This window comes from Micromonospora sp. WMMA2032 (assembly GCF_002688545.1).
GTDB classification, from domain to species: Bacteria; Actinomycetota; Actinomycetes; order Mycobacteriales; family Micromonosporaceae; genus Micromonospora; species Micromonospora sediminicola.
In genome coordinates this window covers 5,377,519-5,403,932 of sequence record NZ_CP024052.1, presented here as the reverse complement: position 1 = coordinate 5,403,932, position 26,414 = coordinate 5,377,519, and the positions used below count along the sequence as shown (strand labels likewise).

Genomic DNA, 26,414 nt, shown 5'->3' with positions numbered 1-26,414 from the left:
GGTCGAGGAGGGAGGGCGCGGGGGCGGGCGCGTGGCGACAGGGCGAGATCTTGAAAGGTAAGGGCCGCCAGGAGGGCGCTCAGCTTCCAAGATCTCGCGACGCCTAGTTCGGTGCCGGGACCGGGACGGAAGCGGCGCCCGCGTGGGGAGGCGGAGCGCAACGACGTGGAGATGGTGTGTCCGGCCGGGGGTGATCCCGCCACCTCGCCGCAGCGGAGTCAGTCGGACCGCTCGGACGATGGCTGGGGTCAGGCGGCGGGCCAGTCCTGAGAGGCCAGACGCGGCGAGACCGCCCCCGGAGGGGCGGCCTCGAGCCAGGAGAGAAATCCGGTGACCGTGGAGCGCGCCATGGCGATCTCGACCGGAGCGTGGTGACTGGTACAGCGGAGGATCACCCAGTCGGACGGCATGGAGAGGCGCTCCTGCCCTTCGGGCAACCGGCGCCGCTCCACCGCGAGCCCCTTGCGGGAGAGCACCCGCTTCGGGCGGAGCGCGAAGCTGAACATGCGGTACCAGCGGAGTTCGTCGCCGACGAAGCGACCGAAGCCGGGGGACCATCCGCGACCGTCGAGCACCGTGGTGACCCGGACGCTCAGTCGGATGATGCCCCCGCTACGGGTGAACAGGGCCCGCCGGACGAAGAGAACCAGAAGCGCGACGACGACGACCGCGACGCCGATTCCGATCCCTTCGACGATCTCCATCGGCGGGTCGGCTCAGCGGGCCGGGGTGGCCGGGGTGGCGCTCTCGGCCAGGACGGTCACGCCCTCGCCGGTCACCGACAGGAAGCCGCCGGCGACGTCGTACGCGACCTGCTGGCCACCGGCCTGCTTGATGCGCACCTGGCTGGGCTCCGCGAGCTGGCCGAGCAGGGGCGCGTGCCCCGGCAGCACACCAAGCTCACCCTCGGTCGTCCGGGCGACGACCATCTCGGCCTCGCCGGTCCAGACCTTCTCCTCGACGGCTACGAGCTCGACGTGAAGCTGCTGTGCCACGCTGTCTCCTTGCTGCGGCGGCGGATTGCCGAAAGTCTAGTCGCGCCCCCGCCGCCCACCCAACGCGGGTGGTGAGAGCCGGGCCACGACGGCCCCGCACCCGCTCAGGCTACTTGGTCTTCTGCTTGAAGTCGGGGTGCTCCAGCAGGAACGCGTCCAGCTGCTCGGCGCGCAGGGCCGCGAAGAAGTCGTCGGCCGGGGGCAGCAGTTGCTCACCTCGGTAGGCGCTGCCGCTGCCGATCGGGCCGCCCGGCAGCTTGATCGTCTCGATCGCGTCGGGGCGGATGCCCTTCAGTGCCACTCCGAAGTCGACCACGCTGTTGCCTCGGCCGTTGAAGATCAGCGACTGCCCGGCCGCGCGCAGCACCCGGTCCAGCTTGATCGGGTTGGCCACCACGTCGGCGCTGAACGCCTGGCTCACCATCGCCTTGACGAACTGCTGCTGGTGCCGCTGCCGGCCGTAGTCCGCGTCCGGTACACCGTTCTTCGGGTAGCGCTGCCGCACGTAGTCCAGGGCCTGCCAGCCGTTCAGGTGGGCGTTGCCCTTCTCGTACTTGGCCTGCGGGCCGAGGTAGCCCCCGCCGCCGGGCTTGAGCTGGCGGGGCGTGCCGTCCGGCTTGAGGTGCTCGGACTTGACGTCCCGCTCGATGTACATGTCGACGCCGCCCATGGCGTCGACGATCTTCTTGAACCCGCTGAAGTTGATGATGGCGCCGGCGTCGAAGCGCTTGATGCCGGTGACCTGCTGGACGGTCTTCGCGAGCAGTTCGAAGCCCTGCGCCGCGCTCGGGTTCTTGCCCGGCACGTTGCTGCCGTGGGACATGGCGGCGTTGATCCGGTCGGTGCCGCCGGCGTAGTCGGCCTTGGGGAAGGCCGGGATCTCCACCCGCAGGTCGCGCGGGAGCGAGAAGAGGTAGCCCCGGTCCATGCCGGCCGGCACGTGCAGGATCATGATCGAGTCGGAGAGCGGGCGGGCCGTCGGGGTGCGGGGGTCCACGCCGACCAGGAGGATGTTGAGCGGCCCCTTGATGTCGCTCTTCTTCTCCGTCGCGCCGGCCGCCTGGTCGCCGAAGAGGTCGCCCTTGCCGACCGAGCCCTCGTAGCGGGCGACCAGGGCGTGATAGCCCACCAGCACCGAGCCGCTGAGCACCATCATGACGATGCCGAGGATGGTGCTGACGCGGGCCCACCGGGGCACGCCACGCCACATGGACCGCTTGCCGCGGTCCGTGCCGCCCTTACCCACGAGCATCTCCAATCGTCGCGCCCACGAGGAGGAGACGGGCGCGGGGGTCCGTTTCGTTGCAGAGATCGACGGTCGGGATGTGAAGTCGTGTCAGGAACGGTACCGCGCGCGTCGGCGAACCGCTTGCCGGTGAACCGGGCATCTGGTAGAGAGGCGCCCTGAACAGGCGAAGGCCGCCCCGACGATCGTCGGGGCGGCCTCCGTGGGTGTGATCGGGCTCTCAGCCCTCCTCACCCATCAGCTCCTTGGCCTTGGCCTTGAGGTCCTCCAGGCCACCGCACATGAAGAACGCCTGCTCCGGGAAGTGGTCGAACTCCCCCTCGCTGATCCGGCGGAAGGCGTCGATGGTCTCCGCGATCGGAACCGTCGAGCCCGGGACGCCGGTGAACTGCTCGGCGGCGTAGGTGTTCTGCGAGAGGAACCGCTCGATCCGGCGGGCGCGGCCGACGGTGAGCTTGTCCTCCTCGGAGAGCTCCTCGATGCCGAGGATGGCGATGATGTCCTGCAGGTCCTTGTAGCGCTGCAGGATCCGCTTCACCTCGGTGGCGACGGCGAAGTGCTCCTCGCCCACGAACTCCGGGGCGAGGATCCGGGACGAGGACGCCAGCGGGTCCACGGCCGGGTAGATGCCCTTGTCGGAGATCGACCGCTCCAGGTTGGTGGTCGCGTCGAGGTGGGCGAACGTGGTGGCCGGCGCCGGGTCGGTGTAGTCGTCGGCGGGCACGTAGATCGCCTGCATCGAGGTGATGGCCTGGCCCCGGACGGAGGTGATCCGCTCCTGGAGCTCGCCCATCTCGTCGGCCAGGGTCGGCTGGTAACCCACGGCGCTCGGCATGCGGCCGAGCAGCGTGGAGACCTCGGAACCGGCCTGGGTGAAGCGGAAGATGTTGTCGATGAAGAGCAGCACCTCCTGCTTCTTCACGTCGCGGAAGTACTCCGCCATGGTGAGCGCGGAGAGCGCGACCCGCAGCCGGGTGCCCGGCGGCTCGTCCATCTGGCCGTAGACCAGCGCGGTCTTGTCGATGACGCCCGACTCGGTCATCTCGGCGATGAGGTCGTTGCCCTCACGGGTGCGCTCACCCACGCCGGCGAAGACCGAGGTACCACCGAAGTTCCGGGCCACCCGGGTGATCATCTCCTGGATGAGCACCGTCTTGCCCACGCCCGCGCCGCCGAACAGGCCGATCTTGCCGCCCTTGACGTACGGGGCGAGCAGGTCGATGACCTTGATGCCGGTCTCCAGCATCTCGGTCTTCGGCTCCAGGTCCGCGAAGGCCGGAGCCTTGCGGTGGATGCCCCAGTGGTCGTCGGCGTTGATCGTCTCGCCCTCGGTGAGGTTGAGGCACTCGCCGATCGCGTTGAACACGTGGCCCTTGACCGCGTCGCCGACCGGCACGCTGATCGGGGCGCCGGTGTCCCGCACGTCGGTGCCGCGGACCAGACCGTCGGTCGGCTGCATCGAGATGGCGCGGACCAGGTTGTCACCCAGGTGCTGGGCGACCTCCAGGGTCAGCGTCTTCTCACCACCGGAGAGCGTCACGTCGACGTGCAGGGCGTTGAACAACTCCGGCATCGCGTCACGCGGGAACTCGGCGTCGACGACCGGGCCGATGACCCGGACCACGCGACCCGTGGCCGTCTTGGTCTCAACTGCGGATACAGTCATCACACTTCACTTCCCGACGCGGCCAGCGCGTTCGCGCCGCCGACGATCTCACTGATCTCCTGGGTGATCCCGGCCTGACGGGCCGAGTTCATCTCGCGCGTGTACTTCTCGATCATCTCTTCGGCGTTGTCGGTGGCGCTCTTCATCGCCCGCCGACGGGCGGCCGACTCGCTCGCCGCCGATTCCAGCAACGCCGCGTAGATCCGCGTGTTGATGTACTTCGGCAGCAGGGCGTCGAGCAGCGACTCCGGCTCCGGCTCGAACTCGTACGCCGGAAGCAGGCCCTCGGACCGCGGGCGGTCCTCGACCTGCATCGGGCCGACGATCCGGGTCACCGGGTTCTGCGTCATCAGGGACTTGAACTCGGTGTAGACGATGTGCAGCTCGTCGACCCCGAGGATCCCGTCCGCGCCGGCGCTGCCGTCGGTGTCGTCCGCGCCGGCGGTGAACGCCTTGATCAGCGTCTCACCGACCTCGCGGGCGTCCTCGAACGACGGCTGCTCCGAGAATCCGGTCCAGCTGCCGGCGATCTCCCGGTTGCGGAACCGGTAGTACGCCACGCCCTTGCGACCGATGACGTAGAGCACCGGCTCCTTGCCGTCGGCGCGGAGCCGGGCGATCAGCGACTCGGCGGTCCGGATCGCGTTCGAGCTGTAGCCGCCGGCCAGACCCCGGTCGGACGTGACCAGCAGGACGCCCGCCCGCCGCACCCGCTCGCGCGGGGTGAGCAGCGGGTGGTCGATCCGCGCGTTCGAGGCCAGCGCCGTCAGCACGCCGGTGATCGCCTCGGCGTACGGCAGCGAGGCCGCCACCTTGGCCTGGGCCTTGGCGATGCGGCTCGTCGCGACGAGCTCCATCGCCTTGGTGATCTTCTTCATCCCCTTGGCGGAACGGATCCGCTGTCGGAGAACGCGTACCTGGGCGGCCATCGGATCAGCTCTCGGCCGGGCGGTCGGTGGTGCCGTCGCGGAAGCGGGTCACCGTTTCGCGGGTCTCCTCGCCCTCCAGCGGCTGCGCCGGCGCGTCGTTGACCCGGACCTCGTCCTCCTTGCCCAGGAAGACCTGCTTGAACTCGGCGATGGCCGAGTCCAGCGAGGAGATGATGTCGTCGTCCCACTTGTTGTCCGCGATCGCCGCGAGCACGCCCTCGTGCTTGTGCCGGAGGTACTGCAGGAACTCCGACTCGAAGCGGCGGATCTCGCCGACCGGGACGTCGTCGAGCTTGCCCTCGACGCCGGCCCAGACGGAGACGACCTGCTCCTGCACCGGGTACGGCGAGTAGTTCGGCTGCTTGAGCAGCTCGACCAGGCGGGCGCCACGGTTCAGCTGGTTCTGCGACGCCCGGTCCAGGTCGGACGCGAAGGCGGCGAACGCCTCCAGCTCCCGGTACTGGGCCAGGTTCAGCCGGAGCGAACCGGCGACCTTGCGCATCGGCTTCACCTGCGCGGCGCCACCGACCCGGGACACCGAGGTGCCGACGTTGATGGCCGGTCGGACGCCCTGGTTGAACAGGTCGGTCTCGAGGAAGATCTGGCCGTCGGTGATCGAGATGACGTTGGTCGGGATGAACGCCGAGATGTCGTTCGCCTTGGTCTCGATGATCGGCAGGCCGGTCATCGAGCCGCCGCCCAGCTCGTCGGAGAGCTTCGCGCAGCGCTCCAGCAGGCGGGAGTGCAGGTAGAAGACGTCACCCGGGTAGGCCTCGCGGCCCGGCGGGCGGCGCAGCAGCAGCGACACGGCGCGGTACGCCTCGGCCTGCTTGCTCAGGTCGTCGAAGATGATCAGGACGTGCTTGCCGCCGTACATCCAGTGCTGCCCGATGGACGAGCCGGTGTAGGGCGCGAGGTACTTGAAGCCGGCCGGGTCGGAGGCCGGGGAGGCGACGATGGTGGTGTATTCCATCGCGCCGGCCTCCTCCAGCGTCCCCTTGATGGAGGCGATGGTGGAGGCCTTCTGGCCGATCGCGACGTAGATGCAGCGGACCTGCTTGGTCGGGTCGCCGGAGCGCCAGTTGTCGCGCTGGTTGAGCACCGCGTCCAGGGCGACCGTGGTCTTGCCGGTCTTCCGGTCGCCGATGATCAGCTGGCGCTGGCCACGGCCGATCGGGGTCATCGCGTCGACGGCCTTGATGCCGGTCTGCAGCGGCTCGAACACCGACTGCCGGGCCATCACGTTCGGGGCCTGGAGCTCCAGCTCGCGGTAACCCTCGTTGGCGATGTCGCCGAGGCCGTCGATCGGGTCGCCGAGGGCGTTGACCACGCGGCCGAGGAAGGCGTCGCCGACCGGAACCGAGAGCACCCGGCCGGTGCGCTTGACGCGCTGCCCCTCCTCCAGCTTGGCGGAGTCACCCAGGACGACGACACCGATCTCCCGGACGTCGAGGTTCAGCGCCACGCCGAGCGTGCCGTCCTCGAACTCCAGGAGCTCGTTGGTCATGGTCGAGGGCAGGCCCTCGACGTGGGCGATGCCGTCACCGGTGTCGGCGACGGTGCCGACCTCCTCGCGGGAGACGTCGGTCGAGTAGGAGGAGACGTAGCGCTCCAGGGCGCCGCGGATCTCCTCCGTCGAGATGGTCAGCTCGGCCATCCTCTGCTTCCTTAAAGTTCAGGGGCCCGGGATACCTAGTACCGACCGGTCCGATGGCGTCGAATCAGGGCTGCTAAGACGCTGGTCAGCGCTTCGCGAGCGCGTTGCGGGTCTCGTTGAGGCGGCGCAGGACGGTGCCGTCGTACAGGTCGGAGCCGACCCGTACGCGCACCCCGCCGAGCACGTCGGGGTCGACCGTCTGCTTGACGGACACCTCCCGACCGTACATCTCGGTGAGGCGGGCACCGAGGCGTCGCTCCTCCTCGTCGGTCAGCGGGGCCGCCACGGTCACGTACGCGACCTGCCGGTCCCGCCGGTCGGCGGCCAGCTCGACCAGCCGGGTCAGCGCTCCGCTGAAGGAGCGCCCCCCGAAGCCGGCGAGCGCGACCTCGACGAGGCGGACGGTGACCGGCCGGGCCTTGCCGGAGAGCAGCTGCTGGGCCAGGGTGGCCCGCCGCTCGACCGGGGCCATCGGGTCGGAGAGCGCGTTGGACAGCTCGGTGGAGCCGGAGACGACCTGCCCGAAGCGGAACAGCTCGTCCTCGACCTCGCCCAGCTCGCCGGCCGAGTCGGCGCTCGCCAGGAGCGCCTCCACGCCCAGCCGCTCGACGCCGTCGAGCAGCTGGGACGGGGCCGACCAGCGGCCGGAGACCAGCGTGGTGAGCAGGTCGAGCGCGTCCGCGCCGACCTTGCCGCCCAGGATCCCGGTGAGCAGCGCGCTGCGGTCCTCGCCCGAGCGGGCCGGGTCGGAGAGCGCCCGGCGCAGCCGCGGCTCGCGCCGCAGCAGGGCGGCGACGGAGAGGATGTCGTCGGCGGTGGAGGCCACCGCCGACGGCTCCGCGCCGCGGGCGTACGCGTCGAGGCGCTCGGCCCCGACCTTGTACGACTCCCGGCTGGCGGCCTGCATCAGCGGGCCCCCGTGCTCTCGAGACCGCTCAGGAACCGGTCCACGGTGCCCTTGCGACGCGCCTCGTCGGCCAGCGACTCACCGACGATCTTGCTGGCCAGGTCCACCGCGATGGTGCCGACCTCGGTGCGCAGCTCGCGCACGATGGTGGCCCGCTCGGCGGCGAGCTGCTCCTTGCCGGCCGCGATGACCCGGTCGGACTCCTCGCGCGCCTTGGCGAGGATGTCCTGACGGATGCCCTCGGCGTCGGCCCGGGCGTCGTCGCGGATCTTGGCGGCGTCGGTACGCGCCTCCGCGAGCTGCGCCCGGTACTGCTCGAGCAGCTGGTTGGCCTCGGCCTGGGCGGCCTCGGCGCGCTTGATGCCACCCTCGATCGCGTCGACCCGGGCCTGGAACGTCTGCTCCATGCGCGGGAAGACGAACTTCATCAGCACGAAGCAGAGCACGATGAAGGCGATCCCACCGACCACGATCTCCTCCCAGACGGGAATGATCGGGTTGTGGGTCGTCTCACCACCCTCAGCGGCGAGGAAGAACATGGAAGACCTCCCGGTCGAAGGGGGGCTGGATTAGAGCTGGCCCTGCCAGATGAAGCCGAACGCGATGCCCAGCAGCGCCAGGGCCTCGATGACGGCGAAGCCGATCCAGACGTACGGCAGGGTCATCCGGGACGACTCCGGCTGACGGGCGGTCGACTGGATGTAGGCCGAGAAGACCAGGCCCACGCCGATGCCCGGGCCGATGGCCGCGAGACCGTAGCCGATGGCGGCGGTGCTGCCCTCTACCGCGGCGTAGATGTCCATTGGTTGGTTCCTCCTGGTTATCACGCGTGACGGTCACGCGGGACGACAACGGTTGGTGCGAAAGATCGGATCAGTGCTCGTCGGCGAGGGCGCCCTGCACGTAGCTGGCGGTCAGCACCGTGAAGACGTACGCCTGCAGACAGATCACCAGGAACTCGAGGAAGGTCAGCGCGATCGTCATCGTCCAGGACAGTACCGAGACCGGTGCCAGCCAGGCGTTGGCGCTGATCATGGCGAACCCGCCGAGCGTGAAGACCAGCAGGAGCATGTGGCCGGCGAACATGTTCGCGAAGAGACGGACGGCCAGCGAGAACGGCCGGACGATGAAAGTCGAGAAGAGCTCGATCGGGATCAGCAGCGGCAGGATGAACCAGGGCGCCGGCGGAACCAGAGAGTTCTTGAAGTACTTCACGAAGCCGTGGTGCCGGATGCCCACGTAGTTGAACATCACGTAGCTGATCACGGCGAGGAAGGCCGGGAAGGCGATGTGCGAGTTCGGCGAGATCTGGAAGAACGGCACGATCGCGAAGAAGTTCGTCAGCAGGATGAAGCAGAAGAGCGTGGTGAAGTACGGCGCGAACCGCACCCCCGCGTGCCCGATCATGTCCACCGCGATGTTGTTGCGCACGAAGCCGTAGATGGATTCGGCGAACCACTGCTTCTTGGTGGGCACGAGCTGCGGGTTCCGGTAGCTGACCAGGAAGAAGATGATCAAGATACCGACGGCGACCCACACCATCGCCGTGATCTTGGTGAACCAGTACGAGTTCTCCGCACCCCAGGGCAGGATGCTGGGCAGGTAGAAGTCCCCCACGCTCGGTGGGAATTCCGCCTGGCCCTGAGCCAGGACGTTCGCCTGTCCGAACACCGCGTCCCTTCCTATGTAGGCGTGCCCAGCCGGCGGACGACCAGGATGATGCCCCCGGCCATGCCGAGCACGACCCCGATGCCGGTGGCGATGCCGCCGGTATCGAGCCAACGGTCGACCAACCAGCCGATGAAACCCCAGACGAGCATGCCTCCGATGAGGTATGAGAGCGCGGTCCAACCCTGACCGGCACCGGACGGAACGTCGCCCGGGCCGCCAGTGTTGGGGGGTTTCTGGTCACCGGCCATGACGGGGCGAACGATATCAGTCGAGCAGAAGAGGTTGTGCCTCACCCCCCGCACAACCTGGTTGTGTGGGACACGGGCGGGCGAAGTCGTCTGGAGGCACCGTACTCCTCCCCCGCCACTGAGAGAATGACCGATCGCGGACACACCGGCGCGTCGCCCGAAGGGTGGGACAGCTCAGCGCGCCTGCCGTCGCGCGTGGACGGTGGCCAACCACCAGATGTGCACTCCGGTCCAGACCACGACACCCGCCGCGACGCCCACGCAGAACGGGATCAGCCCCGGCCAGCCGGTCGAGGCGACCAGCACCATCACCCCGCCCAGCGCGGTCATCTTGGCCACGTAGAGGCCCAGCCCGAACGGCAGCACGAGCTGCGGGTCCCGGGCGTCCGCCCAGGCCAGCACGACGGTGGTCAGCGTGTAGCTGGCCGCCGTGACCGCCACCCCGGCCGCCGCGCCGAGCGCGCCGTCCGCGCCGCGCCACACCCCGCCGGCCACCGCCGCCACCGCGGCCACGACCGCCACCGCGGCCAGCAGCACGGGCAGGTGACGCAGTCGCCAGCCCCGGTCCGCGGCCGCCTCCGCCGCGCGCGTCCCCGGCTCAGCCACGGGGGTACGCCGGGAACGCGGTGACCAGCTCGGTCACGTCGGCGGCGATCCGGGCCAGTTCGTCGGCGCCCCCGGGCGCCTCCGGATCGGTTCGCACCGCCCGGCCGACCAACGCCGCTATCCGCCGCATCTCTCCCTCGCGCATGCCCTGCGTGGTGACGCTCGGGGTGCCCACCCGGATGCCGGAGGCGACCATCGGCGGCTGCGGGTCGTACGGGATCGCGTTCTTGTTGAGCGTGACGCCGGCGGCGTCGCAGCGCGCCTCGGCCTGGGCGCCGGTCACGCCGGCCTCCCGCAGGTCGAGCAGGGCCAGGTGGGTGTCGGTGCCGCCGGAGACCGGACGCAGGCCCTCGGCGGCGAGCCCGTCGGCCAGCGCGCGGGCGTTGCCGATCACCTGGGCGGCGTAGGTGCGGAACTCCGGCTGGGCGGCCTCGCGCAGCGCGACCGCCTTGGCGGCGACCGCGTGCATCAGCGGGCCGCCCTGGGTGAACGGAAACACCGCCTTGTCGATCCGGGCGGCGAGCGACTCCCGGCACAGGATCATGCCGCCGCGCGGGCCGCGCAGCACCTTGTGGGTGGTCGCGGTGACCACGTCGGCGTGCGGCACCGGCGACGGGATCGCGCCGCCGGCCACCAGGCCGATGAAGTGGGCGGCGTCCACCATCAGGTACGCGTCGACCTCGTCGGCGATCTCCCGGAACCGGGCGAAGTCGATCAGGCGGGGGTACGCGGTCGCGCCGCAGATGATCAGCTTCGGCCGGTGCGCCCGGGCCAGGTCGCGCACCTCGTCGTAGTCGATCGTCTCGGTGTCCGGCCGCACCGGGTAGCCGACCGGGTGGAACCACTTGCCGGAGAAGTTCACCCGGCTGCCGTGGGTCAGGTGCCCGCCGTGCGGCAGGTCCATCGCCAGCACGGTGTCGCCGGGCTGCACCAGGGCGGCGTACGCGGCCAGGTTGGCGCTCGCCCCGGAGTGCGGCTGGACGTTGGCGTGCTCGGCGCCGAACAGCTCCTTGGCCCGGGCGATACCCAGCTCCTCGGCGCGGTCCACCTCGGCGCAGCCGCCGTAGTAGCGCCGGCCCGGGTAGCCCTCGGCGTACTTGTTGGTGAGCGTGGAGCCGAGCGCGGCCAGCACCGCCGGCGACGTGAGGTTCTCGCTGGCGATCAGTTGCAGGCCGCCACGCAGCCGGTCCAGCTCACCCAGCACCACCTCGGCGATCTCCGGGTCGACGGCGCTGAGCTGCTGGAAGTCCGGTCCCCAGAAGGTGTCCCTCGCGTTCTCCACAGCGAAGGAGTCTACGGAGCCGCACACTGGATGCCGTGAGATGCCTCGTCACCGGTGCGACCGGCTACATCGGCGGGCGCCTGGCGCCCCGGCTGCTGGCCGAGGGGCACACCGTACGCTGCCTGGCCCGCAAGGCGGGTCGGCTGCGCGACGTGCCCTGGGCGGCCGAGGCGGAGATCGCCGAGGGCGACCTGAGCCGGCCGGAGACGCTGCCGGCCGCGTTCGAGGGCGTGGACGTCGCGTACTACCTGGTCCACTCGCTGGGCCAGCGCGGCTTCGAGGCGGCCGACCGGGAGGCGGCGACGAACTTCGCCGAGGCGGCGCGCGCCGCCGGCGTACGCCGGATCGTCTACCTGGGCGGGCCGGAGCCGGCGGAACGGGAGGGGCTGCCCTCGGCGCACCTGCGGTCCCGGGCGGAGGTCGGCCGGATCCTGCTGGACAGCGGCGTGCCCACCGCGGTGCTGCGCGCGGCGGTGATCATCGGGTCCGGCTCGGCCTCGTTCGAGATGCTGCGCCACCTGACCGAGCGGCTGCCGGCGATGGTCACCCCGCGCTGGGTGCGCAACCGGATCCAGCCGATCGCGGTCCGGGACGTGCTGCGCTACCTGGTCGGCTGCGCCTCCCTGCCGCCGGACGTGAACCGGGGCTTCGACATCGGCGGCCCGGACGTGCTGACGTTCGCCCAGATGATGCAGCGCTACGCCCGGGTGGCCGGGCTGCGGCGCCGGCTCATCCTGCCGGTGCGGCCGCTCACCCCGTCGCTCTCCTCGCACTGGGTCGGCCTGATCACGCCGGTGCCGAACGCGATCGCCCGGCCGCTGGTGGAGAGCCTGGTCCACGAGGCGGTGGCGCACGAACACGACATCGCCCGCTACGTGCCGGACCCGCCGGAGGGGCTGACCGGCTTCGACCAGGCGGTCGCGCTGGCGCTGGCGAAGGTGCGCGACGCGCAGGTGGAGACGCGCTGGTCGACCGCGAGCGGGCCGGACGCGCCGGCCGAGCCGCTGCCCTCGGACCCGCACTGGTCCGGCGGCACGACCTACACCGACCTGCGGGAGCGGGCCGTGGACGCGCCACCGGCGGCGCTGTGGCGGGTCATCGAGGGCGTCGGCGGCGAGCACGGCTGGTACTCGTTCCCGCTGGCCTGGTCGGTGCGGGGCTGGCTGGACCGGCTGGTCGGCGGCGTCGGGCTGCGCCGGGGCCGGCGCGACCCGCACCGGCTCCAGGTCGGCGAGGCGCTGGACTTCTGGCGGGTCGAGGAGATCGTCCCGGGTGAGCTGCTGCGGCTGCGGGCCGAGATGCGGCTGCCCGGCCGGGCCTGGCTGGAGATGCGCGCCGAGCCGACCGGCGAGGGCCGCAGCCGCTACGTCCAGCGCGCGGTCTTCCTCCCGCACGGCCTCCCCGGCCACCTCTACTGGGCCTCGGTCGCCCCGTTCCACGCCGTCGTCTTCGGCGGCATGGCCCGCAACATAGCCCGAGGCGCCGAACAGAGCCCCCCTTCCCGTTGATCTTGCAGTTGCGGCCCGGCTTTCGCGGCTTGTGCCGCTTTCGCCCGGGCCGCAACTGCAAGATCAGCAAGGTGGGTCGGGTCAGTTGCCGGTGCGAGGGCTGGTGTGTTCGAACGCGACGGGCTGGCCCGGGGGGACGAAGTCCTCGACCGGCTGGTCTCGCAGGGCCCAGGCGAGGATGCGGCCGACGGCGGCGATCTGCCGCTTCTGCACGCCGCCGCCGACCGCGTCCCGGGGGTCGTCCGGGTTGGCGGCGATGGTCGCCACGGAGAGCTGCGGGGTGAACGCGACGACCGTCTCGGTGGCGTTCCGCTCCGAACTGCCGGTCTTGCCGGCGAGCGGGCGGCGCAGGCCGGGGGCCAGTTCCTCGGCCGTGCCCCCGTCGCACTTGCGGTACATCGACTGGTCGCCGACCGGGCAGCGGCTGGCGTCGGCCGCCGCGCGGGCGACCTCGGTGTCCAGCACCTGCCGGCAGTCGGTGTTCCCGGCGGCCACCTTGCGGCCGGACGGGTCGGTGATGGAGGTGACCGGGGTGGGCCGGCACCAGGTGCCCTCGGCGGCCACCGTGGCGTACGCGTTGGCCAGGTCCAGCGGCGTGGTGGCGGAGACGCCGAGCGTGAACGGCCCCCAGTTCTTCGCCCCGTCGCGGGCCATCCGCGCGTCCTCGGGGGCGCGGAACACGATGCCCAGCCGCTCGGCCATCTCGACCACCCGGTCCGCGCCGACCCGCTCGGTCAGCCAGGCGAAGTAGGTGTTGACCGAGCGACCGAACGCGTCCCACATGTCCCGGTCGCCGTCCATCCAGTAGGTGTTGGCGTTCTCCGGGCACCACCGGCCGCCGCAGCTGGCCGGACCGCCGTCGATCGGGTACTTCGTGACGTAGACCCGGGGGGCGTCGAACTCGGTGTCCAGCGGCAGCCCGGACTCCAGCGCGGCCAGCAGCGCGAACAGCTTGAACGTCGAACCGGCCTGGTAGCCGGTGATGCCACCGCCGCCGGCCACCAGCTGGTTGACCGTGTTCGGGTAGTTCTGCTGCCCGGCCGGGTTCTCGGCCACGCCGTAGGTGCGGTTGACCGCCAGGGCCAGGACCCGTCCGGTGCCCGGCTGCACCACCGCGGTGGGGGCGGCGCGCTGGATCGTCTCCGGGTAGATCGCGCGTACCTGCTCGCTGGTCTTGCCCTGCACGTCCGGGTCGAGCGAGGACACGATGGACCACCCGCCCCGGCGCAGCGTGCGCTGGCGTTCGTCAACGGTCTTGCCGAACGCCGGCTGGGCGTTCCACCACTGGGTGAACCAGTCGCAGAAGAAGCCCCAGTCGTTGTGCCCGGCCGGCACGGCGGCGCAGTCGTTCGGGGTGCTCTTGGGGTCGAGGGCCAGTTCCGTCGCCTTCGCCGCGGCGGCGTCCGCCGCGCTCACCCGGCCGGTCTCCACCATCCGGTCCAGCACGTACGCCCGGCGGGCCACCGCCGCGTCGGCGTCACCGTTGATCGGGTCGTCGCTCGCCGGCGAGCGGACCAGCCCGGCGAGCAGCGCGGCCTGGGCCAGCGTGAGCCGGTCCGGGGTGGTGGAGAAGTAGCGCTTGCTGGCGGCGGCGATGCCGTACGCGCCCGCGCCGAAGTACGCGATGTTCAGGTACCGCCCCAGGATCTCGTCCTTGCCGACCTGCCGTTCCAACGTCAGCGCGTACCGCATCTCGCGGATCTTGCGGCCGACGGTGATCTCGGTGGCCGCGGCCCGCTGCTCCTCGGTCAGCCGGGGGTCACCGGCCAGCGCGTTGCGCACGTACTGCATGGTCAGCGTGGAGGCGCCCTGCCGGGTGCCCTCCCGGCGGTTGGCCGTGAACGCCCGCACCACGCCGCGCACGTCGACGCCGTGGTGCTCGTAGAAGCGCACGTCCTCGGCGGCCACGATGGCGTCCCGCATCACCGACGCCACCTCGCCGACCGGCACGTCCACCCGGTCCTCGACGTAGAACGACGTGATCAGCGTCTGGCCGTCGTTGGCGTAGAGGTTGGATCGCTGCGCCGGCTGCGGCGCCTTGAGCGCCTCCGGCAGCGTGGTGTACGGCATCAGGTTCTTCACGCCCAACCCGAGGACCAGCGCGGCCGGCAGCGCCGCGGCGGCCAGGGCCAGTCCGGCGAGCACGCCGGCGAGCAGAACGGTGAACAGCTTGTCGAGATGGGCCCGGTTCATCAGCTCTCCCCGCAGGAGCCGGCCGTACGGACCCGTCAAGAATGACCGGAATCGCCGCTTTCACCGCCATCTTCGGCGAAATGCGCAGGAAGTTCGCGAGAAAGGATGAACGTCAGGGCAGCAGCGCGGCGGCGAGCGGCTGGACCGTCTCCTCGATCTCGTCGGCCACCCGGCTGAAGCACTGGTCACCCCGACCCCACGGGTCGTCCAGATCGTCGGTGGGCAGCGCGGCGGCGCCCCGGCGGAGCGCGTCGACCGCCGCCACCAGCGCCACCCCGCGGGCGTGCACGGCATCCGGGGTCGGCTCGGCGGGCGGCAGGGCGGAGCGCTCGAGGCCGCCGAGCAGCCGGCCGAACTCACCCAGCACGAACGTGCGCCCGGCGGCGTCCGGACGCAGCGCCACCACGTACTCCTGCTGGTCGGCGGTGGCGGTGAGCACCAGGTCGGCGGCGTCGATGAGGTCCGAGCGGAGCCGGCGCGCGGCGAACCCGGCCACGTCACCGCCGCGCGCCGTCACCTGCCGGGCGGCGGGCGGGTTCATCTCCTCACCCGCGTGCCAGCCACCGGTGCCGGCGCTGTGGCTGTGCACCAGCGCGTCCGAACCGGCCGGGTCGACGTCGAGGCGGCCCAGCCGCTCCCGGACCGCGAGCAGCAGCAGCCGCTCGGCCATCGGGGAACGGCAGATGTTGCCCATGCAGACGTGCAGGACGGTGAAGGGCGGCACTCAGAGCCCCCGCTCGTCGAGGATGCCCGGCACCACGTCGCGCAGCTTGGGCAGCGTCACCGCGCCCTGCCGCAGCACCCGCGGCACCTCGCCGGTCAGGTCGACGATGGTGCTCGGCACCGGGTCCACCGCCGGCCCGGCCTCCAGGTAGGCCCGCACGCCGTAGCCGAGCTGGTCGCGGGCCTCCTCCGCGGTGAGCGCGGCGGGCTGGCCGATCTTGTTGGCCGAGGCCACCGCCATCGGCCCGGTCTCCCGCAGCACCTCCAGCGCGACCGGGTGCAGCGGCATCCGCACCGCCACCGTGCCGCTGGTGTCGCCCAGGTCCCAGGCCAGGCTCGGCGAGTGCTCCACCACGATCGTCAGCGCGCCCGGCCAGAACGCCTCGACCAGGTCGCGGGCCGCCTGCGGCAGCGAGAACACCAGGCCGTCGAGCGTGTGCCGGGAGCCGATCAGCACCGGCGGCGCCTGCCGGGCGCCGCCCTTGGTGTCCGCCAGCGCCTTCACCGCGTACGGGGTGAAGGCGTCCGCCCCGATCCCGTAGACCGTGTCGGTCGGCAGGACGACCAGTTCCCCGTTCTTGACCGCCTCGATGGCAGCGGCGATGCCGCGGTCCCGGTCGGCGGGCGACCGACAGTCGTAGAGCATCACGAGGAGTCAGTCTGCCACGCCGCGCCGGGGTCGGCGTGTCGGCCGTCCGCCCGGCGGGACGCCGTCGCCCAGCGGGGCCGCCCGGCCAGGTCCCGGTGCTCCGCCACGCGCTCGTAGCGGCCGTCGCCGGCGAGCAGCGCCGGCACCGCCGCGGCGTGCGTGTCGTCGTGCTCGACGCCGATCGCGCCACCCGGTCGCAGCAGCGTCGCGGCCCGGGCCACCACCGGGCGGATCACGTCCAGCCCGTCCGCGCCGCCGAACACCGCCTCGTCCGGGTCGTGACCGGCCACCTCCGGCGGCACCACCACCGACCGGGGCACGTACGGCGGATTGCAGAGCAGCACGTCGACCCGGCCCGCCAGGTCGGCCAGCAGCTCCGGGTCGGTGACGTCGGCGACCACCACCTCGATCGGCCGGTCCCCCGCCCCGGCGCGGGCGGCGGCGTTGCGGCGCAGCCAGGCCAGCGCGGCCGGGGACCGTTCCACCGCCACCACCCGGGCCGCCGGCACCTCCTGCGCCACCGCGAGGGCGATCGCGCCGGAGCCGCTGCACAGGTCCACCACGAGCGGCGCGGCGAGCCGGCGGGCGCGGTCGATCCCCCAACCGGCGAGCAGCTCGGTCTCCGGCCGGGGCACGAACACCCCCGGCCCGACCGCCAGCTCCAGGTGCCGGAACCCGGCCGCGCCGACCAGGTGCTGCAACGGCTCCCGGGCCACCCGCCGGGCGACCAGCGCGTCCAGGCGGTCCCGCTGGGCCGGACCGAACCCGTCGGCCAGCGCCAGCCGGCCGCGCGGCACCGCCAGCACGTACGCGGCCAACTGTTCGGCCTCCGCGCGGGGCGCCTCGACCCCGGCCGCGGCCAGCGCCCGGGCGACCCGGGCCACCACCAGCGAGGCCCGTTCGCGTTCTGTCCCTTCGGACGGGTGTTGCGGGAGTGTGCTCACGCAATAATCATGAAGCGTCGCGGGTCACCTCACGAGCGGGTGCGTCCGGGCGCACACGGCAGGGAGGTCGCGAGTGGGCTGGCTCGACCAGGTCGAGGACCAGGTTGACGCCCTCCGACGTGCCCGGGCGTTGCAGGAGGTCAGCCGCTCGGCGGAGGCCTGCGTCCTGCTCGACCGGGTGATCCGCACCACCGACGACCCGTACGCGCGCGCCGACGCGTTGGTGCAACGCCTCTCCGCGCTGATCAATCTCGGTCGGACGGCCGAGTTCACCCGCGCGATCGAGGACGCCTCCGCCGCCGTGCGGGATCTCGCCGAGCCCTACCTGCACGGGCACCTCAACGCCCTCGCCGCGCTCGCCGCCCACCACCAGGGCGCGCTCGACCGGTGCGTCATGCACCTGGTCCGGGCCGCCCGGGCGCTGGGCGCCGACGACACCCCGGACCGGGACACCGCCTGGGGCTGGCACGACCTGGCGATGGCGTACTCGTACCTCAGCTTCCACGGCCACGCCCTCGGCGCGATCGAGCGGGCCCGCGAGGTCGGGCTGAGCGCGGGCATCCCGGAGGAGACGTTCGCCGCGCCGGGGATCCGGCTGCGCAACGCGGTGGCCCTGGACCACAACGGCGACAGCGACGGCTGCCTGCGGGTGCTCCGCGACGTGGCCGGCGACCTGGCCCGGTTCCTGCGCGGCGGGCGGGCCGGCAACCTGCGCCCCAGCAGCCTCGCCGCCTACGGCTACGCCGCCGCCCGGCGGGCCGCGCTCGGCGACCGGGTGGAGTCGGCCGGGGACGCCGACCCGAACCGCCTGCTCGGCCACGGCGGCGACAGCGCCCGCGCCCGCGACCTGCGCCAGCTCGGCCAGGTCTGCCTGGCGGTCGCCGCCGGCCGGCCGATCGAGGCGGTCACCCGACTGGACGCGCTGCGGGTCTCCGACGAGACGCTGGGCGCGGCCGAGGCGCCCCGGCTGCGCAGCGTCGCGCTGGCCCGGGCCGGCGACCACGCCGGCGCACACCGGGCCGACCGGCACGCGTTCCGGCTGGCCGCGCGGCGCAGCGACCGCCTGCGGGACGTCTACATCGACGGCATCGCCGCCCGGATCGACCACGAGGAGATGCGCCGCGAGGCGGCCCGGTACGAGGGCGAGGCCCTCACCGACCCGCTCACCGGCCTGCCCAACCGGCGGCGGTTGGAGCGCTACCTCGGCGCGGTGGTGTCCCGGGGCGAGCGGGTGGTGATCGGCGTGTGCGACCTCGACGGGTTCAAGGCGGTCAACACCCGGCACGGCCACCACTCCGGCGACCTGGTGCTGCAACGGATCGCCGGCGTGATCAACCGGGTGATGCGGCGGGGCGACTTCGTCGCCCGCTACGGCGGCGACGAGTTCGTCGTGGTGCTCCCGGACACCGGCATGGCGGAGGCGGTCGAGGTGGCGCGGCGGATCGAGGCGGCCGTCCGCACCGAGGACTGGGAGTCGCTGGTCCCGGGCACCCCGGTCGGCGTGACGATCGGCTTCGCCGAGGTCGACGGCAGCACCACGGTCAGCGTCCGCGAGGCGCTCGGCACCGCGTTCGAGCTGGCCGACCGGGCGATGCTGCGCGCCAAGGACCGGCTCCGCGCGAGCTGAGCGGTAAGGAAGGGCCCCCTGTTAACGCCTCCGGTAGAGGAGGGGCCCCCGCTTAACGCCCCGGCGGTCAGCGGCGGGACAGCTCGGTCTCGCCGGCCAGCCGGGCCGCGCGGTCCGCCTCGGCCAGCGCGTCGAGCACCCCGTCCAGCTCGCCGGCCAACGCCAGGTCGAGGTTGTACGCGGTGTAGCCGATCCGGTGGTCGGTGATCCGGTTCTGCGGGAAGTTGTAGGTGCGGATCCGCTCCGACCGGTCCACGGTGCGGACCTGCGCCTTGCGCGCGTCGGAGGCCGCCGCGTCGGCCTGCTCCTGGGCCGCGGCGAGCAGCCGGGCGCGCAGGATCCGCATGGCCTGCTCCCGGTTCTGCAGCTGCGACTTCTCGTTCTGGCAGGACACCACGATGCCGGTCGGCACGTGGGTGATCCGGACCGCCGAGTCCGTGGTGTTGACCGACTGGCCACCGGGGCCGGACGAGCGGAACACGTCGATCCGCAGCTCGTTCGGGTCGATGGTGACGTCGACGTCCTCCGCCTCGGGCAGCACCAGGACGCCGGCGGCGCTGGTGTGGATCCGGCCCTGCGACTCGGTGACCGGGACCCGCTGCACCCGGTGCACGCCGCCCTCCCACTTGAGCCGGGACCAGACGCCGTTGCCGCCGTCCGGCACACCCTTGGTCTTGATCGCCAGCGAGACGTCCTTGACGCCGCCGAGGTCGGAGTCCTGGGCGTCGATCACCTCGGTGACCCAGCCGCGCCGCTCGGCGTAGCGGGTGTACATCCGCAGCAGGTCACCGGCGAACAGCGCGGACTCCTCGCCGCCCTCGCCGGCCTTGATCTCGACGATCACGTCCTTGGCGTCGTGCGGGTCGCGCGGGATGAGCAGCTCCGCCAGCCGCTCCTCCAACGCCGGCAGCGAGGCCGCGATGGTCTCCGCCTCGGCGGCGAAGGCCGCGTCCTCGGCGGCCAGCTCACGGGCCGCGGCCAGGTCGGCCCGAGCCTGCTCCAGTTCGCCGGCCGCCTTGTGCAGCGGCACCAGCTCGGCGTACCGGCGGCCGACCCGCCGGGCGGCGCCCTGGTCGGCGTGGATGGCCGGGTCGGCGAGCCGCTTCTCCAGCTCGGCGTACTCGTCGAGGAGGGCGGCCAGGCGCTCACTGCTCATGCTGCGGATGCTCCTTCGGAAGACGCCGGGCGAAAAACGGACGAACGCCCGCGCCCGGCACGGAGCCGGACACGGGCGTCGTCGACGGAGCTACTTGGCCTTCTTGGCCTGAACCTTGGCGTACTTCTGCTGGAACTTCGCGACCCGACCGGCGGTGTCCAGCACGCGCTGCTTACCGGTGTAGAACGGGTGGCAGGCGCTGCAGGTCTCGACGCTGATGGCGCCGCCCTTGGCGGTGCTGCGGGTCGTGAACGTGTTGCCGCAGGAGCAGCGGACCTCGGTGGTCACGTACTCCGGGTGGATGTTGGGCTTCATGTCGCCTCGGTCCTTTCGTCGGTGGTCGCCGGGTCGCCGTCGGTGCTCCCCGTCGTCCGCGACGGGCTCGGGCGTGAACCGGAACCGGTGGCCGATTGACCAGTGTGCCATGGGCGTCGCCCACTCGACACAGCAGGTCCGGCTGCCACAACGCCCGCCCGCCCCACCGCATTCCCGCCCCCACTCCGCCCACGCCCCCGACCCGCCCCAACCCACCCGCGCCGAGCCGGTCGATCATGAAGTTGGCCGCGTTTCCTGTCGCTTTTGTCCCGGCCAACTTCATGATCGACGAGCCGGTGCCGGGGCTCCTCCCCCAGGTCGAGGAGCCCCGGCCCTGGGGTCAGGCCGCGGGGGCCCGGACCGCGGCGACGGTGGTCACCTGCGCCTCGGCCTTCACTCCGTTCACCGTCACCCTCAGCTGGACCTGGACGCCGGGGCGCAGCGCGGTCAGCTTGCCGGTCACCGGGTCGAAGCGGGCGGCGTGCCAGGGACGGACGCCCGCCGCGCTGCCGATGTGCAGGTTCGGCGAGCCGGACCAGTCCGCGCTGACCGGCGCGGCCACCGGCACCTGCCGGCCGCCGGGCTGGGTGAGCGTGGCGGCGACGGCCGCCGGGGTCCCCACCCGCACCTCGGCGGGCGCGGTCAGGTCGAGCCGGTCGACGTGGGCGTGCGTCTCCGCCGCCACCCACCGCGGCCCCTCCGCCAGCGGGTCCCGGCGGGCCCGTTCGGCCTCCCGGGGCGTCACCGGGTCCACCCCGAACTCGGTCCAGCCGGTGAAACCGCCGAGGCCGGCCGGGGTGGAGGGATCCTTGCCCGCGTTGCCGTTGATCACGTACGGCACCCCGTCCACCCGGTCGGCGTGGAACGTGCCGACGTGCCCGTTCACCACCAGCGCGCCCTTGCCGGTGCGGTGCTGGAAGTCGGCCAGCCACTGCTCGACCAGGGCGGCCTCCTTCCGGTCGCCGAGCTGGCTGGCCTTGGCCGGGCTGGGATCACGCGGCGGGTGGTGGAAGAACACCGCGACCGAGCCGACCGACCGGTCGGCGGCCGCCGCGTCGAGCGTCCGGCGCAGCAGCTCCACCTGGTCGAACCCGCCCCCGCGCAGCGACCCGGTCGCCGTGGACAGGGTGACGAAACGGGTCCCGGCGTGGTCGAAGACGCGCGAGGTGTCCCCGAAGACGCTCCGGAAGTTGTCGATCGGCGCGCCCATGATCTCGTGGTTGCCCGGCACGTAGTAGTAGGGCACCTGGCCGCCCAGCTCCTCGTCCAGGATCCGCTTGGCCAACGCGAAGTCCGCCGGGTACGCGGTGTCCACGAAGTCGCCATCGATGATCAGGAAGTCCGGTCGGGCGGCGCGGACCTCGCGCAGCGTGCGGCGGGCCTGGGCGACCAGCTCGCTGTCCGGGTCGGCGGCGACGAACTGGGCGTCGGAGAGCACCGCGAAGCGCCAGGGCGCGCCGTCCACCGTGCCGTCGCGCAGCACCACCCGGTCGGTCCGGTTCGGCTCCGGCGGCGCCTGCACGTCCGGCGGCACCCGGGCCACCAGGTCGTCGATGACCACCTCGCTGCGGTACTGCTCGGCCGGGTCGGTCTCGGCCACGTAGAACCGGCGCACCCGCACCGGGTACTGCACCCCGGGCGGCACCGCGAACTCGACGTACTTCCAGCCGGTCCAGTCCAGGTAGGGGCCGCGGAGCACGAACTGGGTGTCCTGCGCGTCGTGCAGGTGCAGGCTCGGCCACTCCCCGGTGCCGTTGGCCTTGATCCACATCCCGAACGCCTGCGGCTGACCGGGCACGTCGATCCAGGCCGGCGGGTCGGCGTACGCGGCCCGGGTGCCGGTCGACTGGCTGAAGTCGTACGACATCCGCAGGCCGGTGCCGGTGTGCCCCTCGGCCGGAGCGACCGACCCGGAGGCGCGGGCCTGGCTGAACTTCCAGGATGCGGCGTCGTCGAAGCCGGCCACCGGCACGTCGGTCAGCCCGACGGTCACCGGCAGCACCGTGCTGCGCGCGCCGACGCGGGCGGTGACCAGCGCCGAGCCGGACCCGCCGAGCGCCTTCACGGCCAGGTTGCCGTCGCTCGTGGGCGTGATCGAGAGCAGGTCGTGGTCGTACTCCAGCGTCAGGTCGCCGGGCTCGATCGGCGCGGTGTTCCCCTCGGCGTCGTAGCCGACCACGCCGAACAGGCCGGTGTCGCCGGCCCGGTCCAGCCCGACCCGGTCGACGGTGCCGTCGATCCGCTCCAGCGGGCCGAGCACGGTCAGCTCGATCGTGCCCCGGGCCCGGCCCCGGGAGGCGGTGACGGTGCTCCGGCCGGGGACGGTGGCCCGGAACACGCCGTCGCCGTCGACCCGGCCGTGGGTGGCGCGCCAGCGCGGCTCGCCGGCGGCCGGGCCGTACGTCTCGTCGTAGCCGGCGGCGGTGAGTCGGCGGGTGAGGCCGGGGAAGACGCGGTCCGGCCGACCGCCCCGCACCGGGGCGACGCCCGGCGCGGCGGTCGGGTCGCTGGCGGTCTCCAGCCAGTAGCCGGTGAGCCGGCCGCTGCCCTTCGGCGCGTAGACGGCCAGGCCGTTCGGCACCGGGCGCTCGCTGCCGTCGGACGGGCTGTTCTCCACCTGGACCGCCGGCGCGCCCGGCTCGCGGGCCAGCAGGGTGGAGGAGCCGCCGCCGTCGAGGTTGAGCGCGTTCGCCGCGCCCAGCTCGGCCATCATCCGGCCCATCTCGGTCTGGGTGACGCCGCGGCTGTCCACCTGCCGCCCGTCCACCGTCAGCATGATCATCTTTCGGCCGTCGGCGGAGAAGCCCACCGAGGTACGCGGGGCCAGCGACTGGTCGGCGACGGTCTGCACCACGCCGTCGCGGACCAGCACGCTGCCACCGCCCACGGCGGCCCGCAGGTCGCCGCCGTCGGAGGAGCGCGGACGCCAGGACAGGTCCACCGCGTCGCCGGGGCGCAGCGCGGCGAGCGCGTCGGCGCCGGCCTCCCGGCCGAGCAGCACGGTGCTGCCGGCCGGGATCGGGCCCTCCCCCGCCGCGGAGGCCACGGCGGCCACCCGGCCGCCGGTCAGCGTCACCTCGACCACCCGCGCCGCGCCGTCCACCGCGCGCTGCCGGGGGTACGAGCCCCAGAGCGGGGTGAAGACGCCCACGCCGTCGCGCTGCACCATGTTGTTGAACTGGGTCAGCGACACCGGGCCGGTGGGCAGCGCGGCGGTGCCCTCGAAGCCGACCTGGACGACCCGGCCGATGCCCTGGGCGCTGATTCCCACGGCGTTCGAGTGCCCGGCGATCGGCGACTGCACCAGCTCACCGGAGCGGATGCCGACGCCCTGCGCCGCGCCCGAGTTGTTGATGTCGAAGAAGTCGCCGTTCACCGCCGCCACCGCCCGGGAGCGGTCCACCGCGGCGCGCAGCGGCTCGTCCCGGGTCACCGCGCCGGAGTTCACGTAGTCGACGGTCAGCCCGCCGGACAGGTCCGCGGTGAGCGCGTCGGCGCGTAGCCAGCCGGCCGCGTCGTACCGGTCGAAGGAGGTCAGGTCGAGGCCGGGCGCGACCGGCCGGGTGGTCTTCGTGGTCTCCAGCCCGCCGGCCGGTTCCACGCCGGCCAACGCGACCGCGGAATCGGGACGGGAGGAGGCCGCCGGAGCGTCCTCGGCCGAAGTGGACACCGGCGGCGCGGCCACGGCAGCGGGCGGTGACACCGGCGCGGTGAGCGTGAGCAGGGGCGTCAGCAGCAGGACGCCGGCGAAACGGGCGGATCGTCTGCGGATTCGCATGGACGACAGTCAACCCGACCGTGAACAGAAGTTTCAATACCTGACGGCTTAACCGTAGAAAAACTTCACGCCGTCGGGGCCGGTACGCGAACGAGGGGCACGGCCGTCGGCCGTGCCCCTCGTCGTCGGATCCGTCAGGTCACTCGCCCGGAGTGGACTTCGCGATCTGCATCAGGAACTCGATGTTGGTGCGGGACTGCTTGAGCCGGTCCAGCAGGAGGTCGAGCGCCGCCTGCGAGTCCAGCGAGTGCAGCACCTTGCGGAGCTTGTGGATGATCGCCAGCTCCTCCGGCGCGAGCAGGACCTCCTCCTTGCGCGTACCGGAGGGGTTGATGTCGATCGCCGGGAAGACCCGCTTGTCGGCGATCTTCCGGTCCAGCTTCAGCTCGGCGTTGCCGGTGCCCTTGAACTCCTCGAAGATGACCGTGTCCGCCATGGACCCGGTCTCCACCAGCGCGGTGGCGAGGATGGTCAGCGAGCCGCCGTTCTCGATGTTGCGGGCGGCGCCGAGGAAGCGCTTCGGCGGGTAGAGCGCGGTGGAGTCGATACCACCCGACATGATCCGACCGCTGGCCGGCGCCGCCAGGTTGTACGACCGGCCGAGCCGGGTCACCGAGTCGAGCAGCACGACCACGTCGTGCCCCAGCTCGACCAGGCGCTTCGCCCGCTCGATCGCCAGCTCCGCCACGGTGGTGTGGTCCTGCGGCGGACGGTCGAACGTGGCCGCGATGACCTCGCCCTTCACCGACCGCTGCATGTCGGTGACCTCTTCCGGCCGCTCGTCGACCAGCACCACCATCAGGTGGCACTCCGGGTTGTTGCGGGTGATCGCGTTCGCGATCGCCTGCAGCACCATCGTCTTACCGGCCTTCGGCGGCGACACGATGAGCGCACGCTGGCCCTTGCCGATCGGCATGACCAGGTCGATCACCCGGGTGGTCAGGATGTGCGGCTCGGTCTCCAGCCGCAGTCGCTCCTGCGGGTAGAGCGGGGTGAGCTTGTAGAACTCCGGCCGGCGCTTCGCCTCGTCCGGCTCCATGCCGTTGATGGTGTCCAGCCGGACCAGCGGGTTGTACTTGTCGCGCCGCTGCTCGCCGTCCCGCGCGGCCCGCACGGCGCCGGTGATGGCGTCACCGCGGCGCAGGCCGTACTTCTTGATCTGGGACATCGAGACGTACACGTCGTTCGGACCGGCCAGGTAGCCGGTGGTCCGGACGAAGGCGTAGTTGTCGAGCACGTCGATGATGCCGGCAACCGGGACGAGCACGTCGTCCTCACCGACCTGCGGCTCGCGGCCGCCGCCGTTGTCGCCGACCTCGCCCCGCTCGCCACGGCCGCGTCGACGGTCCCGGAACCGGCTGCGCCGGCCCCGCCGGCCGCCGCCCTCGCCGTCGTCGTCACCGTCGTCGCCCCGCTCGGCGCGCTGGCCCCGGTCGTTACGGTCACCGCGGTCGTTGCGGTCGTTGCGGTCACGGTCGTTGCGGTCGGCGCGCTCGCCCCGGTCGTTGCGCTCGCCCCGGTCATTGCGGTCGCCGCGCTCGCCCCGGTCGCCGCGCTCGCCCCGGTCGTTGCGCTCGGCCCGCTCGCCCCGGTCGCCGCGGTCGCCCCGGTCGTTGCGCTCGCCCCGGTCGGTTCGCTCGCCCCGGTCGGCCCGCTCGGTGCGGTCGGCCCGCTCGTTGCGGTCGGCCCGCTCGTTGCGGTCGGCCCGCTCGCCGTTGCGCTCGCGGCCCCGGCCGTCGTTGCGCTCACCACGCTCGGCCCGGTCACCACGATCCGCCCGGTCACCACGCTCGCCGCGCTCGGCCCGCTCGCCGGTCTCGACGGCGGGAGCCTCCTCGGCGCGCGTCTCGGCCGGCCGCGTCTCGGCGGTGGCGGCGGTGGCCCGGCTGCGACGGCCACGGGTACGGCCCTCGGTCGCCTCGGCGGTGGGCGCCTGCTCGGTGGGACGCGCCTCGGCCCGCTCCTCACGGACCTCGGCGTGCACCTCCTCGCGGGCGGGAGCGGCCGCGGCCGCGACCTCGGCCCGCGGTCGAGGGGTTCCGGCGGCGGCGCCGCCCTGCCGCTCGGTGATGGCACTGATCAGCTCGCCCTTGCGCATGCGAGCCGTACCGGAGATGCCGAGCGACGCGGCCAGGCTCTGGAGCTCCGGCAGCAGCATCGCCGACAGGCCGGTGCCGCTACGCCGACGACGCGTGGGGGCGGCGGTGGTGGCATCGCCAGCGACGTTGGAAACATCCGACGTCACGTCGGTGGTGTCGCTCAATGGATTCCTTCCCTCGATAGGCCGGGGCTGCCCGGAGTCGTGGAACCAGGT

23 protein-coding genes are annotated in these 26,414 nt (G+C 72.6%); 2 read left to right on the top strand and 21 right to left on the bottom strand.

Annotation, left to right across the window (positions count from 1 at the left end):
- Window positions 1–248: 248 nt before the first annotated feature.
- The 13 genes from CO540_RS25090 to glyA all read right to left on the bottom strand — a co-directional run bounded on the left by CO540_RS25090 (window position 249) and on the right by glyA (window position 11,207).
- Window positions 249–704, bottom strand: coding sequence for a DUF2550 domain-containing protein (locus CO540_RS25090; RefSeq protein ID WP_099163876.1), 456 nt, complete (start codon window positions 702–704; stop codon window positions 249–251).
- A 12-nt stretch (window positions 705–716) separates the two neighbouring features.
- Entirely contained in the window at window positions 717–995 is a 279-nt protein-coding gene (locus CO540_RS25085; protein ID WP_047893558.1) for a F0F1 ATP synthase subunit epsilon, read from the bottom strand.
- A gap of 109 nt (window positions 996–1,104) precedes the next feature.
- Window positions 1,105–2,247, bottom strand: coding sequence for an LCP family protein (locus tag CO540_RS25080; protein ID WP_099164927.1), 1,143 nt, complete (start codon window positions 2,245–2,247; stop codon window positions 1,105–1,107).
- Window positions 2,248–2,461: 214 nt separating this feature from the next.
- The gene (atpD, locus tag CO540_RS25075) at window positions 2,462–3,907 is read right to left on the bottom strand and encodes a F0F1 ATP synthase subunit beta (protein WP_099163875.1); all 1,446 of its coding nucleotides are present in this window, start codon (window positions 3,905–3,907) and stop codon (window positions 2,462–2,464) included.
- Complete coding sequence (locus tag CO540_RS25070) at window positions 3,907–4,836, bottom strand: F0F1 ATP synthase subunit gamma (RefSeq protein ID WP_099163874.1); 930 nt, start codon at window positions 4,834–4,836, stop codon at window positions 3,907–3,909. The genes atpD and CO540_RS25070 overlap by 1 nt, the downstream gene beginning before the upstream one ends.
- 4 nt (window positions 4,837–4,840) lie before the next feature.
- On the bottom strand, window positions 4,841–6,493 hold the full coding sequence (atpA, locus tag CO540_RS25065) for a F0F1 ATP synthase subunit alpha (RefSeq protein WP_099163873.1): 1,653 nt from the start codon (window positions 6,491–6,493) through the stop codon (window positions 4,841–4,843).
- Window positions 6,494–6,578: 85 nt separating this feature from the next.
- Complete coding sequence (locus CO540_RS25060) at window positions 6,579–7,400, bottom strand: F0F1 ATP synthase subunit delta (protein WP_099163872.1); 822 nt, start codon at window positions 7,398–7,400, stop codon at window positions 6,579–6,581.
- Window positions 7,400–7,939 (bottom strand): F0F1 ATP synthase subunit B, encoded by a 540-nt coding sequence (locus CO540_RS25055; protein ID WP_091571235.1) that lies wholly within the window; start codon window positions 7,937–7,939, stop codon window positions 7,400–7,402. Before CO540_RS25055 ends, CO540_RS25060 begins: the two co-directional genes overlap by 1 nt.
- Window positions 7,940–7,969: 30 nt before the next feature.
- On the bottom strand, window positions 7,970–8,203 hold the full coding sequence (locus tag CO540_RS25050) for an ATP synthase F0 subunit C (RefSeq protein WP_091571232.1): 234 nt from the start codon (window positions 8,201–8,203) through the stop codon (window positions 7,970–7,972).
- A gap of 70 nt (window positions 8,204–8,273) precedes the next feature.
- Window positions 8,274–9,071, bottom strand: coding sequence for a F0F1 ATP synthase subunit A (atpB, locus tag CO540_RS25045; protein WP_091571229.1), 798 nt, complete (start codon window positions 9,069–9,071; stop codon window positions 8,274–8,276).
- A gap of 11 nt (window positions 9,072–9,082) precedes the next feature.
- Entirely contained in the window at window positions 9,083–9,319 is a 237-nt protein-coding gene (locus CO540_RS25040) for an AtpZ/AtpI family protein (RefSeq protein WP_091577014.1), read from the bottom strand.
- A 174-nt stretch (window positions 9,320–9,493) separates the two neighbouring features.
- Window positions 9,494–9,925: a hypothetical protein gene (locus CO540_RS25035; protein WP_099163871.1), complete on the bottom strand. Its 432-nt coding sequence runs from the start codon at window positions 9,923–9,925 to the stop codon at window positions 9,494–9,496.
- Window positions 9,918–11,207, bottom strand: coding sequence for a serine hydroxymethyltransferase (gene glyA / locus CO540_RS25030; protein WP_172967932.1), 1,290 nt, complete (start codon window positions 11,205–11,207; stop codon window positions 9,918–9,920). Before glyA ends, CO540_RS25035 begins: the two co-directional genes overlap by 8 nt.
- A 35-nt stretch (window positions 11,208–11,242) precedes the next feature.
- Between glyA and CO540_RS25025 the strand changes: the two genes are divergently transcribed.
- Window positions 11,243–12,715, top strand: coding sequence for an SDR family oxidoreductase (locus CO540_RS25025; RefSeq protein ID WP_099163869.1), 1,473 nt, complete (start codon window positions 11,243–11,245; stop codon window positions 12,713–12,715).
- Window positions 12,716–12,796: 81 nt separating this feature from the next.
- On the opposite strand, the gene CO540_RS25020 is transcribed toward CO540_RS25025, so the two are convergent.
- The 4 genes from CO540_RS25020 to prmC all read right to left on the bottom strand — a co-directional run bounded on the left by CO540_RS25020 (window position 12,797) and on the right by prmC (window position 17,224).
- Window positions 12,797–14,908, bottom strand: a complete 2,112-nt coding sequence (locus CO540_RS25020; protein WP_099163868.1) for a transglycosylase domain-containing protein — start codon at window positions 14,906–14,908, stop codon at window positions 12,797–12,799.
- 112 nt (window positions 14,909–15,020) lie between these two features.
- Complete coding sequence (locus CO540_RS25015) at window positions 15,021–15,632, bottom strand: phosphotyrosine protein phosphatase (protein WP_099163867.1); 612 nt, start codon at window positions 15,630–15,632, stop codon at window positions 15,021–15,023.
- Window positions 15,633–16,277: an L-threonylcarbamoyladenylate synthase gene (locus CO540_RS25010; protein ID WP_099163866.1), complete on the bottom strand. Its 645-nt coding sequence runs from the start codon at window positions 16,275–16,277 to the stop codon at window positions 15,633–15,635.
- Window positions 16,277–17,224, bottom strand: a complete 948-nt coding sequence (prmC, locus tag CO540_RS25005; RefSeq protein WP_172967931.1) for a peptide chain release factor N(5)-glutamine methyltransferase — start codon at window positions 17,222–17,224, stop codon at window positions 16,277–16,279. Before prmC ends, CO540_RS25010 begins: the two co-directional genes overlap by 1 nt.
- Before the next feature lie 73 nt (window positions 17,225–17,297).
- Between prmC and CO540_RS25000 the strand changes: the two genes are divergently transcribed.
- Entirely contained in the window at window positions 17,298–18,851 is a 1,554-nt protein-coding gene (locus CO540_RS25000; RefSeq protein WP_091571201.1) for a diguanylate cyclase, read from the top strand.
- A gap of 67 nt (window positions 18,852–18,918) precedes the next feature.
- On the opposite strand, the gene prfA is transcribed toward CO540_RS25000, so the two are convergent.
- The 4 genes from prfA to rho form a co-directional block, all read right to left on the bottom strand.
- Window positions 18,919–20,007 (bottom strand): peptide chain release factor 1, encoded by a 1,089-nt coding sequence (prfA, locus tag CO540_RS24995; RefSeq protein ID WP_099163864.1) that lies wholly within the window; start codon window positions 20,005–20,007, stop codon window positions 18,919–18,921.
- A 90-nt stretch (window positions 20,008–20,097) separates the two neighbouring features.
- On the bottom strand, window positions 20,098–20,322 hold the full coding sequence (rpmE, locus tag CO540_RS24990) for a 50S ribosomal protein L31 (RefSeq protein ID WP_013288272.1): 225 nt from the start codon (window positions 20,320–20,322) through the stop codon (window positions 20,098–20,100).
- Between the two features lie 340 nt (window positions 20,323–20,662).
- Window positions 20,663–24,100, bottom strand: a complete 3,438-nt coding sequence (locus tag CO540_RS24985) for a phosphodiester glycosidase family protein (protein WP_099163863.1) — start codon at window positions 24,098–24,100, stop codon at window positions 20,663–20,665.
- 139 nt (window positions 24,101–24,239) lie between these two features.
- On the bottom strand, window positions 24,240–26,363 hold the full coding sequence (rho, locus tag CO540_RS24980) for a transcription termination factor Rho (RefSeq protein ID WP_099163862.1): 2,124 nt from the start codon (window positions 26,361–26,363) through the stop codon (window positions 24,240–24,242).
- Window positions 26,364–26,414 lie beyond the last annotated feature (51 nt).